Annotated in this window: 11 protein-coding genes; 6 read left to right on the top strand and 5 right to left on the bottom strand. The window is 69.4% G+C overall.

The genetic code is table 11. The features are described 5' to 3' along the window. Positions 1 to 113: 113 nt before the first annotated feature. The 4 genes from AB0D10_RS25360 to AB0D10_RS25345 all read left to right on the top strand — a co-directional run bounded on the left by AB0D10_RS25360 (position 114) and on the right by AB0D10_RS25345 (position 5772). Positions 114 to 2177 (top strand): ATP-binding protein, encoded by a 2064-nt coding sequence (locus AB0D10_RS25360; RefSeq protein WP_360260348.1) that lies wholly within the window; start codon positions 114 to 116, stop codon positions 2175 to 2177. Continuing rightward, positions 2174 to 4564 carry a WD40 repeat domain-containing protein gene (locus AB0D10_RS25355; protein ID WP_360260345.1) on the top strand — a complete coding sequence of 797 codons (2391 nt, stop codon included), beginning with the start codon at positions 2174 to 2176 and terminating at the stop codon, positions 4562 to 4564. The genes AB0D10_RS25360 and AB0D10_RS25355 overlap by 4 nt, the downstream gene beginning before the upstream one ends. A 116-nt stretch (positions 4565 to 4680) precedes the next feature. Next, complete coding sequence (locus tag AB0D10_RS25350; protein ID WP_360260343.1) at positions 4681 to 5436, top strand: serine peptidase; 756 nt, start codon at positions 4681 to 4683, stop codon at positions 5434 to 5436. 150 nt (positions 5437 to 5586) lie between these two features. Continuing rightward, a complete protein-coding gene (locus AB0D10_RS25345; RefSeq protein ID WP_360260340.1) occupies positions 5587 to 5772 on the top strand; it encodes a hypothetical protein in 186 nt (61 codons plus the stop codon). A 115-nt stretch (positions 5773 to 5887) separates the two neighbouring features. Here the strand turns inward: AB0D10_RS25345 and argS are convergent, their stop codons facing one another. Continuing rightward, the gene (gene argS, locus AB0D10_RS25340) at positions 5888 to 7585 is read right to left on the bottom strand and encodes an arginine--tRNA ligase (protein WP_360260489.1); all 1698 of its coding nucleotides are present in this window, start codon (positions 7583 to 7585) and stop codon (positions 5888 to 5890) included. A 78-nt stretch (positions 7586 to 7663) separates the two neighbouring features. Here argS and AB0D10_RS25335 point away from each other — a divergent pair, with 78 nt between their 5' ends. Beyond that, the gene (locus AB0D10_RS25335; protein ID WP_360260337.1) at positions 7664 to 8107 is read left to right on the top strand and encodes a hypothetical protein; all 444 of its coding nucleotides are present in this window, start codon (positions 7664 to 7666) and stop codon (positions 8105 to 8107) included. 66 nt (positions 8108 to 8173) lie between these two features. On the opposite strand, the gene AB0D10_RS25330 is transcribed toward AB0D10_RS25335, so the two are convergent. Together AB0D10_RS25330 and AB0D10_RS25325 are read right to left on the bottom strand one after the other, a co-directional pair. Continuing rightward, positions 8174 to 9346: a PD-(D/E)XK nuclease family protein gene (locus tag AB0D10_RS25330; protein ID WP_360260334.1), complete on the bottom strand. Its 1173-nt coding sequence runs from the start codon at positions 9344 to 9346 to the stop codon at positions 8174 to 8176. 458 nt (positions 9347 to 9804) lie between these two features. After that, entirely contained in the window at positions 9805 to 10386 is a 582-nt protein-coding gene (locus AB0D10_RS25325; protein WP_360260331.1) for a hypothetical protein, read from the bottom strand. Positions 10387 to 10746: 360 nt separating this feature from the next. On the opposite strand from AB0D10_RS25325, the gene AB0D10_RS25320 reads away from it, so the two are divergent. Continuing rightward, the gene (locus AB0D10_RS25320; protein WP_360260328.1) at positions 10747 to 11598 is read left to right on the top strand and encodes a DUF5655 domain-containing protein; all 852 of its coding nucleotides are present in this window, start codon (positions 10747 to 10749) and stop codon (positions 11596 to 11598) included. 279 nt (positions 11599 to 11877) lie between these two features. On the opposite strand, the gene AB0D10_RS25315 is transcribed toward AB0D10_RS25320, so the two are convergent. After that, positions 11878 to 13938, bottom strand: a complete 2061-nt coding sequence (locus AB0D10_RS25315; protein ID WP_360260486.1) for a DUF317 domain-containing protein — start codon at positions 13936 to 13938, stop codon at positions 11878 to 11880. 101 nt (positions 13939 to 14039) lie between these two features. Next, positions 14040 to 14828: a hypothetical protein gene (locus tag AB0D10_RS25310; protein WP_360260325.1), complete on the bottom strand. Its 789-nt coding sequence runs from the start codon at positions 14826 to 14828 to the stop codon at positions 14040 to 14042. Positions 14829 to 14989 lie beyond the last annotated feature (161 nt).

The raw sequence follows: 14989 nt of genomic DNA, 5'->3' as shown, positions 1-14989 counted from the left end.
CTACCGGCCGACGACTAACATAGCTCTGCGCGCCGACCGCGCGTGCTGTCTGGGGCGGGTCCGGGATGGAGAACGACCAAATACCCTCGGAGTTCGAAGGTCTAAGGACGGGCATGGACGAGGGTGCTGGTCGCGATCGTGTCGCTCGGGCTGCGGTGACCATGGGCTTATCGCTGGATTCACAGCGTGAAGACGACCTGCCTGCACTTGATGAGCTGAATCCCCTGCACGATGCTCCCGCGCACGCCGCGTCGGTGGCCGAGGCGCTACGTGGGTTTGGTTACACCGAGAGATGGAAACCGGGTGAGGTTGCTGATCCTGGTGACCGGATCCGCAAGTCTGTGACCTGCGGCGACACTGAGGTGCTCGTCGTGCACGTTGTCGCACACGGCGAGTTGGCCGGGACCGGCGAGCGCGAGCTGCACGTGGTGGGCAGCGATGGGAAGAACTTCGACGATCCCGTTTCCGCGTGGATCAGCTTGATCGAATCACACCTTGACAAGCCGCGGCCCTTGACGCTGTTCATCCTCGACCTGTGCCACTCCGGGGCAGCCGCGACTCTGCCATGGCACCAGCAGATGTCGGTCGAGCGTCGTCGCGCATGGGTGATTGCCGCTTCTGGACGCGAGGACAAGGCGTTCGGCTTCCGGTTGAGTCGGGCCACGACCGCAGTGCTCCGCAAGTATCTGGACGGCACTCTGCGGGTGGATCCGTCCTACCGGCATATTCCACTTCCGACCATCGCGCACGAGATCAGCCGCGAGGTCGCGGAACTAAGCACGGCTGAGGGCTACTTCCAACAGATCGAGGTGAGCCGGGTACCGTTCACGGCACGCCTGGATGACCTGCCGTTCTTCCCCAACCCTCGTCATCACCACCGAGACAGCGCGCTGTCCAACGTTGACGCCGGCATTGCGTCCATGTTGGACGAGGCCTTCGATCCTTGGCACTTCATGCTGCGTGGCGCCGGCACGGAGCCCTTGGAGCGCGGGCTTGGGCCGGGGTACTTCCGTGGCCGGGAACAAGAAGTCCAAACGTTGACAACGTGGCTGAACGGCCACGGGTCCGGCTTTCGGATCGTCACAGGGAAGCCCGGAGTGGGCAAGTCGGCGCTGCTCGGCGTCCTGATCTGCGCGGCACACCCGCAACTGCGCGACTCCATGCAAAGACTCTGGTGGCCGCTAAGTGCCAAGCCGGGCCTCAACGACCGGCTCGCCGTCGTTCACGCACGTCGGCGCGACTTTGAGCAGATCACCGACTCCATCGCTCGCCAGATGGGAGCCGTTGAGTCGGACCGTCCGGAAGGCGGTTGGGATGCGCAACATTTGGTGGAGCTTGCGCAGGCCTCCTCGGGCGCTCCGTACACGGTGGTGATCGATGCCCTCGACGAGGCCGAACGGCCGGAAGACCTCACGCAGACCCTGCTGCTGCCGTTGGCCCGCGCCGCCGTTGCCGACAGCTCAGGCCTGCGGCTGTTGGTGGGCACCCGCTCAGAGGAGCGCTTCTCCGCGTTGGCGGACTTGGCCGAGGGTGCCGAGGGGCTGCTCAATCTCGACGATGCCCAGCCACACGACATCCACCACGCCTTGCGCCAGTATGTCGGCGATCTGCTTGCGGTTGACACCCCCTACGCCGCGCGGGAAGCGGCAGACGCCGCAACCGCTCTGGCGGAAGGGATCGCGGCACGCCTGACCGGCGTCGGTGACCCCACCTCGCACGAGAACGTGATGAGGCCCCTGGGATGGGGCGAGTTCCTGGTCGCTGGACTCTATCTCCGCCATGTCCTCACGCTGCCCACCCAGCACGATCCTGACCTCGCCCGCGATATCGGACTCGCCGCCCCCATGGAGCTACCCGACCTCCTGGAACTCGACCTCGCCCGCCACAACGACCAGCCGTACCTGCGCCCAGTTCTGGCGGCTCTGGCCCACGCGGAAGGCCGAGGCATGCCGGAACGAGTCCTCGCCCACGCCGCCTCGGTCTTCACAGACCCAGCGTCCAGCGATGGCCCTTTGCCGACCGACCACCTCCGAACGGCCCTGGTGCAGGTCCGGTTCTACCTGCGTCGTGACGTAGACATCGATGGCACCACGCTCTACCGGCTCTTCCACGAAGGACTTGCCGAACGCCTCCGGACTACCCCGTACGGCCGCAAGGGAGAGCCAGACACCCGATGATCACACCTGCGCCGTCGATCCTCGCGACCGCCCTCTACGAGCGGCTCCTCCAATCCATCCCGCCAGCCGACGACGGCAGGCCCGCCTGGCAGCTCGCCGACCCATACCTGCTGCGCCACGCCGCCCAGCACGCCACTAAGGCTGACCGGGCGGGGGAGCTCCTCCTGGACCCCGAGTTCCTCATCCATGCGCAGCCCGATACGGTCAGCGCCATCCTCCGCAAGGCGACCACGCAGAGCGGACTACTGAACGCCGCCGTTTACCGGCACTCCTATGACGTCCATCGCGGGCTGGACTCCCTTGAGCGCCGGCAGATCCTTGCCCTGGATGCTGTTCGATTCCATGCCATGGAGCTCGCCGCCGAACTAGCCCGCAATTGCGACTGGCAGCCCTTGTGGGCGACCGGCACCCAAGTCTCATCGGCGAACACTGCCGTCCTTAGCGGTCACACCGAAACAGTGAATGCGGTGGCGACAGCGGTGGTTGGCGGTCGGCCGGTCGCCGTCACGGCTTGTGATGATCACACGGTGCGGGTATGGGACCTTGCCACCGGTCGCGCCACCGTCGTCCTCCGTGGCCACACCGACACGGTGAACGCGGTGGCGACAGCGGTGGTGGACGGCCGGCCCGTCGCCGTCACCGGCAGCGACGATCTCACGGTTCGAGTCTGGGATCTCGCCACCGGCCAACCGATCGGCGAACCCCTCACCGGCCACACCGACTGGGTGAACGCGGTGGCGACAGCGGTGGTGGACGGCCGGCCCGTCGCCGTCACCGGCAGCGACGATCGCACGGTGCAGGTGTGGGACCTGACCACCGGTCAGGCCACCGCCGTCCTCCGTGGCCACACCGACTGGGTGCGCGCGGTGGCGACAGCGGTGGTGGACGGCCGGCCCGTCGCCGTCACCGGCAGCAACGATCACACGGTTCGAGTCTGGGATCTCGCCACCGGCCAACCGATCGGCGAATCCCTCATCGGCCACACCGGCTGGGTCAGTGCCGTGGTGACAGCGGTGGTGGACGGCCGGCCCGTTGCCGTCACCGGCAGCAACGATCGCACAGTGCAGGTGTGGGACCTCACCACCGGTCAGGCCACCGCCGTCCTCCGTGGCCACACCGACTGGGTGCGCGCGGTGGCGACAGCGGTGGTGGACGGCCGGCCCGTCGCCGTCACCGGCAGCAACGATCACACGGTTCGAGTCTGGGATCTGGCCACCGGCCAACCGATCAGCGAACCCCTCACCAACCACACGGACGCGGTGAACGCGGTGGCGACCGCCCAGGTACTCGGTCGGCCGATAGCTGTCACCTGCAGCGACGATTGCACGGTGCGGGTGTGGGACCTCGCTACCGGCGGCGTCGCATCCGTCCTCAGCGGGCACGCCGAAGCGGTGCGTACGGTGACGACCACGTTGGTGGACAACCGAATGGCAGCCATCACGGGTAGCGACGATCACACGGTTCGAGTCTGGGATCTCGCCACCGGCCAACCGATCGGCGAACCCCTCATCGGCCACACGGATGCGGTGACCGCGGTGGCGACCACGGTAGTGGATGACCAGCCAGTCGCCGTCACGGGTAGCGACGATCTCACGGTTCGAGTTTGGGATCTCGCCACCGGCCAACCGATCGCTGAGCCGGTGACCGCGGTAGAGGATGACCAGCCGATCGCCGTCACGGGCAGCGACGATCTCACGGCTCGAGTCTGGGATCTCGCCACCGGCCAACCGATCGGCGAGCCATTCGCCGGTCACACTAACACGGTGAGGGCGGTGGCGACCACGATGATGGACGGTCAGCCGGTCGCTGTCACCGCCAGCAACGACCGCACGGTCCAGGTGTGGGACCTCACCACCGGCCGCACCACCGCGGTCCTCAGCGGTCAGGTAAATGCGGTGGCGACCGCGGTAGTGGACGACCGGCCGGTCGCTGTTACCGGTAGCGACGATTGCGCGGTTCGAGTCTGGGACCTCGCTACCGTCCGACGCAGCGCATCCGTCCTCCGCGGCCATACCGAGAAGGTGAATGCGGTGGCGACCGCGGTGGTCAACGGGCGACCGGTCGCTGTCACCGGTAGCGACGATCTCACGGTTCGAGTCTGGGATCTCGCCACTGGCCAACCGATCGGTGAACCCCTCACCGGCCACACCGGTCGGGTAACTGCAGTGGCGACGGCACAGGTGGACGGCCAGCCTGTCGCCGTCACCTGCAGCCGCGATCGCACGGTGCGGGTGTGGGGCCTCGCGACAGCTTCCTGCCTGACCACTGTGTGCCTTCCCGCTAGCCCAAACTGCGCACACATTGCGCCGGACGGCACCGCCGTACTCGTCATGGGGCACGAAGTCATCGCGCTCACTCTGGCACCAATCCTCAGGAGACTTCCATGAGTACCTCTGCGTCCCAGCCCCTACGCATTGTTGGTGTCCACGGTGTGGGGAACCACGATCGCCGTTCTACCCCTGAGCAGGTACGCACGGCACAGCGCGCACACTGGACCCGATACTTGGCAGACGGGCTGGGCCTGCCCACCAGCCGCCTGGACGTCGACTTTGCCTACTACGCGCCAGCGCTCAATACAGGTCCCACTACCCAGGGAGCGGCCGACGCAGAAGAGTTGGCCGACCCGCTGGCCAGGAAATTGATGACGGCGTGGCTCGAGGAGCTTGGCGCCCCCCAGCCTGTTACCCAAGGAGCCTTGACGCTGCCGCTGCGGCACGCGTTCTCCTGGGTGGCCGAGAAGTTCAGCCTGGATGGCCGACTGACGCAATTGTTTATCCAACTGTTCTTCCGTGAAGTGGCCAGTTACCTTCGCACTGACGACGATCCGGCGCGCCTGGCGGCCCGCGAGGAGGTTGCGGCTCGGATAGCCCAACACCGTCCCCATGTGGTCATCGCGCACTCCTTGGGTACGGTCGTCACCTACGAGGCACTCCACGCGCACCCCGAACTCCACGTAGACCTCTTGCTCACCCTTGGTTCCCCGCTTGCTTTGCCCCGTGCCGTCTTCGACCGCCTCAGCCCTCGCCCGAGTGGCCCGTCAATACCGCTCGGCGCTCGTCCGGCCGGTGTTACTCGCTGGGTGAACATCGCAGACCCGGGAGATCCAGTAGCCATCCCCCCGCGTCTCGCCCGCGCCTTCAATGGCATCGCCTTGGATCTGACCGACTCCATCCACGAGACGTATGGATTCCATCACGCCAAGTACTACTTGTCTTGCGCAGCCACCGCAGCAACGCTGGGGCCCTACCTGGGCGCGTGACCTCACTGTCCTCGACCGTTTCACTGGTGTGCTCATATCGCATCGGTCGACACCGGGGAGCGGTGGAGGCGGAAGGACAGCCGCAGCAGGTAGCCGACACCATCGATGAAGTGGCTCTGGTCGATCACAGAGACGCCGGGAGGACGACTGGTGCCGGTGGTCACCGCCGTGTGGCATGGAGCGGTGTACGGCCGGACGACCAACGGCAATGTCATCCTCGACGCCCGCACCGGTGCCGACCGGGCAACCCCGAAGCTGGCTCCCTTCCTCGTCAACGCCTACGTCGGCATCGAGGACCGAGGTCACAGCATGAGCCTGATGCGCTCCACGGGGTAGCGGTACGCAGTCCCAGCAGGCCGCCGACTCCATGCAAGCGGACCGCGCCCGCCACCACACGAAAAAGCCTTCGAGTGAGCTGATCACGGCCAGCCCACTCGAAGGCTTTCGTCAGCTAAAACCGCTCCGGCGTACCGATGCCGAGGAGGTCCATGCCCTGGCGGAGGGTCTGGCCGGTGAGCTGGCACAGCAGCAGCCGGGTCTCCATGACCTCGCGGCTGGGGGCCTTGAGGACGGGGCAGTGCTCGTAGAACGTGGTGTACGCCGCCGCGAGGCTGTGCAGGTAGGCGCAGAGGCGGTGGGGTTCGAAGGTCTCGGCGACGAGCTCGATCGTGGCGCCGAACTCGTCGAGGAGGAGGCCGAGGGCGCGTTCGGCCGGCTCCAGGGCCAGGTCCTGGTGGGCGGTCGGGGTGACGCCTTCGGGGGCCTTGCGCAAGATGGACTGGATGCGGGCGTAGGCGTACTGGAGGTAGGTGCCGGTGTCGCCGTTGAGGGAGACCATGCGGTCGGCGTCGAAGATGTAGTCGCGGGTGCGGGAGGTCGACAGGTCGGCGTACTTGACCGCGCCGATGCCGACCTGCTTGGCCCGGTCTTCGAGTTCCTCGCTGGCGAGCTGGGGGCTCTTCTCGGCGACTACGGTGCGGGCCCGGTCGACGGCTTCGTCGAGGAGGTCCATGAGGCGGACGGTCTCGCCGGAGCGGGTCTTGGGCTTGCCGTCCTTGCCGAGGACGGTTCCGAAGCCGAGGTGCAGGGCGCGGACGTTGTCCGGGAGCCAGCCGGCGCGGCGGGCGGTCTCGAAGACCATCTGGAAGTGGAGGGCCTGGCGGCTGTCGACGACGTAGAGGAGCTGGTTGGCGCCGAGCATGCCGACGCGGTCGCGGATGGCGGCGAGGTCGGTGGTGGCGTAGCCGTAGCCGCCGTCGCTCTTCTGGACGATGAGCGGGGTCGGTTCGCCGTTGGGGCCCTTGATGTCCTCGAAGAAGACGCACAGGGCTCCGTCGGAGCGGACGGCGACGCCGGAGGCTTCGAGGTCGGCGCACACGTCGGCGAGCATCGGGTTGTAGTAGCTCTCGCCGACGGCGTCGGCGTCTTCGAGGAGGACGCCGAGGCGGGCGTAGACGGCTTCGAAGTAGACCTTCGACTCGTCGACCATGCCCTGCCAGGAGGCGACGGTCTCGGCGTGGCCGGCCTGCAGCTCGACGACGCGCCGGCGGGCCCGGTCGGCGAAGTCGGCGTCGCTGTCGAACTTGGCGCGCGATGCCTTGTACAGGCGGTTGAGCCGGGACATCGACGGTCCGGAGTCGTCGGGCTCGGTGCCTTCGTCGAGCTCGGTGGGGTGCTCGATGAGGTACTGGATGAGCATGCCGAACTGGGTGCCCCAGTCCCCGCGGTGGTTGCGCCGGATGACCTTCTCGCCGGTGAACTCGAGGGCGCGCACGAGCGCGTCCCCGATGATCGTGGAGCGCAGGTGGCCGACGTGCATCTCCTTGGCGATGTTCGGCTGGCTGTAGTCGATCACCGTGACGCCGGCCTCGGCGTTGCTGCCGACACCGAGCCGGGCGTCTGCAGCGCGGGCGGCCAGCCGCTCGAGGATGGCGGCGTCGGTGACGGTGACGTTGATGAAGCCGGGGCCGGAAACCTCCAGGTTCGCGATCACCCGATCAGAGCCGAGGTTCTCGAGTACGCGGGCGGCCAGCCGCGGGGGTTGGCCCGCAGCGGCTTGGCCAGGCTCATAGGATCGGTTCGGCACGGTCTGACACCGTACAGCCCTCTTCCGCGGTTCCGCGCCAGAGCCCGAGATGGCGGCACCAATAGTTCAGGTTTGCACTATATGACACATTTCGGGACGCCTCATCCCGGGGGCGAAGACGTCTGCCACGGTTGTCGGCCTTTGTGGGTCGCCAAGGGAACACCCCTGATCAGAGCCCTGGGGGCGGCCCTGGTGGTCGCGTGGTGGTCGCGGACCATCGGCATCGACCGCGCGGCGGAGACCGAAGGTGAGGAGGCTGCCGGCCTGATGGCGTCACTCCTGTTCGGTGCTCTCGCTGGCTGGCTCGCGGGCGCACGCGAAGCCGGGCTCAAGCCCGACGACGCCGTCGCAGCGATCGACTGGGTGCGTGAGTCACTTGGCGCCGGTTACCGTCGGAAGGTGATGCACGTCGCCGGCATCATCGGACACCCTGACGCGTCCGGCGACACGGTCAACGAGGCTGCCGACCAGCTCGGCGACGACTTCCTCCCCGCGTTCATCTGGCTTACGGCCGGTGTAGTCGCCACCGCCGGTCAGGGCGACGTTCACTGGCTGGACCAGTTCGACATCTCACTCGGAGGCTGACAACGCCCGAACGCCCTCTCCGGACGCGACACCTCAGCTGCCGACGCCACTCCCCAGGACGCCTCCCTAACCCGCCACTGCCTTGTCCAGGGCCGCGGCGTGGGCGTGCCAGAGGGTGGTGGTGCGGTGGGTGAATCGGGAGGCGTAGAGGGCGAGGAGGTCGGTGTCGGTGTCGGCGAAGGCGAGGTCGAGGTAGTCCCAGTCGGCCCAGGACGACCAGTGGTCGGGGCGCATGAGGCGAGGCCAGGCGGCACGGGGGGCGGGCGGGGTGAGCCAGAGGCCGTAGAAAGGTTGGTGCTCGTCGAGCATGCGGTCGGGGTTGGCGAAGGGCAGGCTGCGGAAGCCGTAGCCGATGCCGGCCAGCGGGGTCGCGGTGTGTCCGCGCCAGGTGGGGCGGGTGAGGAGGCCGACTCGCTCGGGGTAGGGATCGGTGCTCCGGCCCTGGGCGTGGTCCTCGAAGGTGGTGCGGGTGACGTCGGCGCCTAGCTGGGGGGCGAGGGCGTCGAGGGCGGCGTCTAGGCGGTCAGGCAGGTCCTCCAGGAGTTCGAAGGCGGCGCGGCGGGCGCGGGTGAAGTCCAGGCGGCCGTGGCGGATCCAGAAGCGGGCCTGGGCCTCGTCCGAGGGGGTCACGGCGTGCATCCTCTCCAGGGTGGCCAGGTAGTCGTGGGCGTGCGGGGCGGCGCCGGGGGTGGCGGCCAGGTGGGTGCGCAGGTCGTGGGCGAGGGCGCGAAGGCGCAGTGGGACGAATTCGGGGTGGGCGGCCGGCTCGCCGGTGAGGGTGAGGAAGACGAAGTGCGGGCGGTGCAGGTGGGCGAAGTGGGCGGCCAGGTCGGCGGTCTGCTCGGTGTGCTCGGAGGACTTGACCTTCAGCTCGACGACCACGGCGGTGCCGGAGGTCCACAGCACCAGGTCCGCGCGCCGGTGGGCGGCGTTCGGGGTGGCTGGCAGGTCGTGCTCGGTGTCGACCAAGGTCCGGTGCAGGCCTGGTCGGGCGGCGAGGTCGGGGCGGCCGGTGCGGCGCAGCAGGGCAGCGAGCAGGGCGGCGCCCAGGCCGTGGTCGCCGACGGGGTCCAACAGCCAGGCGAGCATGTCGCGGTGGGCGGACTCCTGCTCGGTGCGGTGCAGCAGTTCCAGCGCGGTGCGGCACGGCGGCGGGCCGGGGCGGGCAGCCGCGGCAGCGTCCAACGTCCTTTTCGCGGCGGCCCATTCGAGCGTCGTTCCGGGGGTGCTCCTGCTCATCCTGTCAGCTTCGCAGAGGCCGTCGGACGTGCCCGTGGCGGGGCTGCCCCGCTGCCGGGGACGCCCCGGCACGGCGTTCGGGGGGTTTCCCCGAGACCGTCAGGTCCGCGGCGGCGGCACGGCGCCCCCGATCTGCGGGACTCGACCGAGCGAGTAGTGATCCCCTGGGTGCCGTGAGAAAGCGCGGTGAGCCTCCATCGCACGCTTGAGGTGAGCCGCCGGGACGTGGTGTCCTTGGCCGGCGAGCGCGTCGCGGAGCTCGGCCGGAGTCTGCTGTCGGCCAGACCGGGCCAGGTGCCTGGCTGCGATCTGCTCGGCGACCGGCATCGGAGGCGGCTCGACAATGATCAAGGCGCCACGGATCCGTGCGCTCTCCTCCAGGGCGACGTTCGCATGCTCCAGCAGGGGTTGCGCGAGGTCCCAGAGGAACCCTGCTGCGTCCCGCCAGCGGCTGCCCTTCAGGTAGCCCCGTTTGTGGCAGATCCACAACGCGGCGGCGAGCGCGGCTGCCGACCACCCCGGGTTCCGAGCCACCCAGCGAGCAATCGCTTGCCCGGCTCCGACCAGGAGGCGCATCGCGAACTCGGTTTCGCGATCGGGATCCACTCGGCGGCGGCCGTGGCGAAGCCGAATCGGTAGAAGACGCTGTCCTGGCTGATGATGACGGAGGGAGCGAGGAATTCAGCGAGCGCCATGGTCGGCGCGTCGTCCGGGTCGCCCCGCAGCCTCCTGGGCAGGGCCGGGTCGACCTGCCGGATCCCGCGCGCACCGGGAGACAGCAGGTCGCGGATCTCCAGGTCCACGAGTCGCGCCGACGGCAGGATCACGTCGTCGAGCACGCGCCGCACCTGCGCCTCGGGCACCTCGTTCTCCCCGGCGAGGCGACCGACGTGACGCTCCAGCTCCTCCGGGATGTGGCCGGCGAGGTGCGGCGTACCGCGACCGGTGAGGGCCATCCCCGTGACGAGGTCTTGCTCACGGTCGCGCTTGAGCCAGTCGCACCCCATCACGAGAAGCGCGTTGGCATCGAAGATCGGCACCAGCACTGGCCTGGTCAGAACCAGGGGGCGGAGCGCGGGCACAGCGCGGCGTCTTGCCAACGGCTCAGCGGGGGATGGGACTTCCGGCAGCGATATGGGCTCAGTGTGCTCCCCACTACCGACATCGAGCGGGTCAATTTCGCCGACCTGCCGTCCCGGCGCATCACACGCCGTCGGCCACGTCGCCCGGCCCCAGCACAGGCCAGCGACTATGACATGCAGCACAATGACTAGACATCCCATGGCGGTACAAGTATCTTGTCCGGCTCACGTCGCTTGCTGGGCGGACAAGGGGGGTTGCCGGAGTTGCAGGTCTTCCGGGTCAATGGTGGGGCGGTTCGCAGGGTCGAGGGTGGTGCTGTGGAGCTGGAGCGGCACCTTCAGGCGTTGGTCGAGGCGAACATGGAGACGATGCTGGGGATCCGGTTCGTGGCGAGCGAGTACTCGACGGGCCGTGTCCACAGGGGCCGGATCGACACGCTGGGCCTGGATGAGGACGGGTCTCCGGTCATCGTGGAGTTCAAGCGATCCCGTTCGGAGAGTGTGCTGTCGCAGGGGCTGTTCTACTTGGCGTGGCTGGTGGATCACCGTGCCGAGTTCGAGGGCCTGGTGGCTGGCCGGTTCGGCGAGGAGGTCGCCGCGGCGGTCGACTGGAGTTCGCCACGGGTGGTCTGCATCGCCGCCGACTTCAACCGGTACGACGTGGTCGCGGCGGGCATGTCGCACCACCGGGTCGACCTGGTGGTGTACCAGCAGTACGAGGGCGACTTCGTCACGCTGGAGCTGGTGGCGTCGGTCGCAGGCGGCTGCGGCGGGTCGGCCTCCCGGCGGGCGGAGGCGGACCGTGCGGCGCCTTCCGCGCGAAGGGGCGTCCGGGAGTCGCTGGACCATGCGTCGGCGGACCTTCGCGCCCTCTACGCGAGCCTCGACGAGCGGCTGCTCGAACTCGGCGACGGCCTGTGCGTCGAGCTGCAGCATTACCTCGCCTACCGGCGGCGGCGGAACTATGCGTGCGTTCGAGTGCTGGCACGCGAGCTGGTGGTGGTGCTCAACGTGGACCCTTCCACGGTGAAGCTGGAGCCGGGTTGGACCCGTGACCTTCGTACGGTCGGTCATCTGGGCACCGGGGACCTGGAGGTTCGGATCGCTTCGCCTGAGGACTTGACCCGGGCGGTGCCGCTGCTGGCGGCCAGCTTCGAGGCGGCAGCCTGATCTCATGCGAACGGCGGCGGGCGGTACACCGGTCTTGGTGTACCGCCCGCCGCCGGTTCTGCCCGCAGGATCGCGGAGCAGATCGGGGAGGCGCGCGGGCCTGCGGCCGGTCCCCGCTCGCGCGCCTTCGCACCTGGCCTTGGGGGGTGTCTTCAAGGGCCGGGCGTGGTGGAGCAGAGCGTGCTGCGCGGCCTGGTCAGGCCGCTCGTTCAGGTCAACGAACCTGGTGTCGATGCGGTACTCGGCATCCGGGTGATCATGGCCTTCCTCAGATGCCGGTCACGGTGTCCGCTGGCGGGGTGCGGGCAGCTGCGTTCGGGACGCTTCGGCGGGCGGATTCCCGTTGGCCGTGGCCGTCTTGTTGTCGAGCGGTCGTCGGCGGGCGGCGGTGGCGCGGTCACGCGTGGGTGCGGCGGCCAGCCACTCCAAGGGGACGATGTCCATGTACACCCGGTGTTCCGGGGGGATCTGTCGGGCAAGCCGGGCGACCGGCTCGGCGCTGGTGAGTGCGGAGGCGACGGCGGTCAGCAGCGGGCGCGGCACTCGCTCGCCCATGTTGATGTACCAGCCATGGCCTCCGGGCTGGAGGTCGCCTCCACTGATCACCCAGTGGGGATCCGCGCCTTCGGCAAGCGCGGACGCGCTGGTGGTGCGGCTGACTGAGGCCATCTCGCCGGGGGCGGTCCAGATGATGTGGCCCGGCACGGTGTCCATGAACCAGCCGCCCTCGGCCAGGGGCTCAAGGCCGCCGGACAGTGCGGGGTAGCGCAGGTCTGCCGGTGTGGTGGCCCGGGTGGCGGCGAGTGCCGTGTGTACCGCGGTGGTGATCTCGGCGGGGGTACGGGCATCGGCGGTGACGTGCCACAGCTGGTCTCCGGTCGACCGGTCGGTGTAGACCGTGCTCCAGCTCGTGCCGGCCGCCGAGTGGAGAGCGGTGGTGCGGATCCGGCCGCATGGACTGAGGTAGATGTCACCGGATGGGACCTCAACGAGGGTCCACCGGGCGGCACGCAGCGGAGCCGCGGGGGCGCTTGCTGCGGTGTGGCCGGGCCCGGCGAGGTAGGCAGGTGCTGCGGCGACCAGTGCCGGGGGCCGGGGCATGCCCGGTGCGAAGAGGTCGCCGGCCACGTCGTGGGCGGCGGTGAACCGGCGGCAGATATCGTCGTACGCGGGTTGCGTGACGTGGTCGGGGTGCTCGTCCCAGAACCGTTGCGGGGTGTCCTCGTTGGCGCGGCTGGCGATCGGCTCACCGTGGAACCCCTCCAGGATGCCGGACGGGTCGTCCGTGGTGGCGATCATGTGCGCGGCGATCGTGCCGGCGGCGGCGTAGAGGTCCTCGTTGGTGAAGTGCAGGTCCTCGAAGGGCACGGCCGGCACGCTTCCGCGAGTGAGGTCCTCCCACACCATCCCGGTGGCGTCGTCTTCCAGGCCCAGCAGGCGGTGGCTGTACCGGGCGGAGTCCGTGACGAGGTCGAGGGTGAGCATCGCGGCCAGCTGCTGCTGCTCGGGGAGGAGTTGGCCCCACGTGGTGTGCGGGCCTGGGCCCGCTTCGGTGCTGGGCAGCGGCTGGTCCTCCAGTTCGTCGAGGACCTCCTCGATGGTCAGGTGTCCGTCGGCGGCGGCCAGCAGGGTGGACAGCGACTGTGCGGCTGCGCGGGTGAGGTCCTCGTCGGTGTGGGCAGGCGTAACCGGCACGAGGCCGTCCTCGGTCAGGGTGTAGCCGAGGTGGGCGAGCAGGCGCTCGTCCATCCACTCGCCGTCGCGCCGTAGCGGAGCCGGGTCGACCAGGGCGCCCACGAAGGCGTCGGTCACCATCGCGGGTGTGTCCGCGGTGAAGAGCGCCTGCCAGTACGGGTCGCCGGCCTCTTCGGGACCGACGTAGACGGCCAGCGCGCAGTTGCCCATGAGGTCGAGGTGGTTGGCGCCTCGGCGTAGTTCGGCGCGGGCGAGGTAGTCGGGCGACTCGACGCGCCAGACGCCGTGGGGCTCGCCGAGGTCGCGCCAGCCTGCGGCGACGAGCGCGTCGAGGACGGCGTCGCCGTCGAACGTCCCTTCCTTGAGTGCCGGGTGGGCTTCGCCCGTCCAGTCGGTCTGGGGCAGGGGGACGTGGAGCGACTCGGTGACGGCGGTGACGAACTCCTCGGGGGTGTCCTTGGAGAACCCGGCCATCCATTGGGGCGGGCCCAGCGGTTCGCGGGCGGCGGTGATCCGCCACCAGGCGCCGGGGTCGAGTTGGCCCGTCCCGATCCGGAATCGGTGGTCGGGGCTGCTGACGAAGGTCTGGCCGAGTTCACTGTTGTAGTCCTGCCGCCAGTCGTAGGCGAGGACGGCTCGGGCGATGGGGCTGGTCCGGCTGCTGGCTCCGGCGAGGTACCGGGGGGCGACGTCGAGGGGGGTGCTCGGGCTGGAGTCGGTGGTGATCGGGGAGGTTCCCTTCGGGCTCAGCGGCTGTGTTCGGGGCCCGACCGGTGTGCCGGCGGGGTGGGTTGGTCGTCCGGTCCGCTGGCCTCGGTCAGGCCGGGTGGGCGGCGGTCGAGACGGGCGGCGTCGGCGCGGGCCGTGCCGGGCCGGCCAGGCCGCGGCAGGGGTGCACCGGGGACGCGGCGGGTCCAGGTGTAGGCGTCCTCGATGCTGGCGACGTGCCCGTGCCGGAGGGTGAACTCCTCGCTGTCGGCCTGCTGGTGCCCAACGAACACGGCGACTGGACGGGCGGGGTCGGGTGCCTCGTTGTCGGTGGCGATCACCCAGGTCACGTACGGCGTGCCCGGTGAAGAGGCCGAGTCGTGGACGTCGAAGCGGGTGCCGGAGTGGCGCAGCAGGTCCTGTGCCGCCTCGGTTTCGGCGTCGGCGGCGCGGTACTCGCTGCGCTGCATGTGCTCCCGGAGCCGTGTCGGGTCGGCGCCGCGGGCGATGAGCCACGCCTCGGCCAGGGCCGGCATCGCCTCGTCGCGCACGGCGATGCGCATCAGCCGGGCGTCGGTGTCGCGTTCCAGGTGGACTGCGACGAAGAACGGCCGACCCTGGGCGGCCATCTGCTCGTCGTGCGCGACATAGAAGTGGTCCCGCCGGCCCGGCTGCTGGTCGCGGGGCTGGTCGTAGCTGACCAGCACGATGCACGGGTCCTCCCAGTCGCCCAGCCGGGCCAGGGCGTGGGAGGTGTGCTCGTCGGCGGGGTCCAGTTCGTCGAGGTCGAGGTCGGAGACGTAGTCGGTGAACGGGGCGTAGTACACGGGGCTCCAGGTCTTCGGCCGGTGTCCGCGGTGCGGTTGGCGCTTGCTCGCTGTGCTGCGTCGGCGAGGTCGGACCGGTCAGCGCTTGTTCGCGACGGCTGCGGCATCGCGCTGGACGGCGGCGGGCCGGGCCGCCGTGTCGGGCGGCCCGGCGGCTGAGC

Source organism: Kitasatospora sp. NPDC048545 (assembly GCF_040651155.1).
Lineage (GTDB): Bacteria > Actinomycetota > Actinomycetes > Streptomycetales > Streptomycetaceae > Kitasatospora.
Note: the sequence above shows the minus strand (reverse complement) of the source record. Positions and strands in the feature narration are given on the sequence as shown.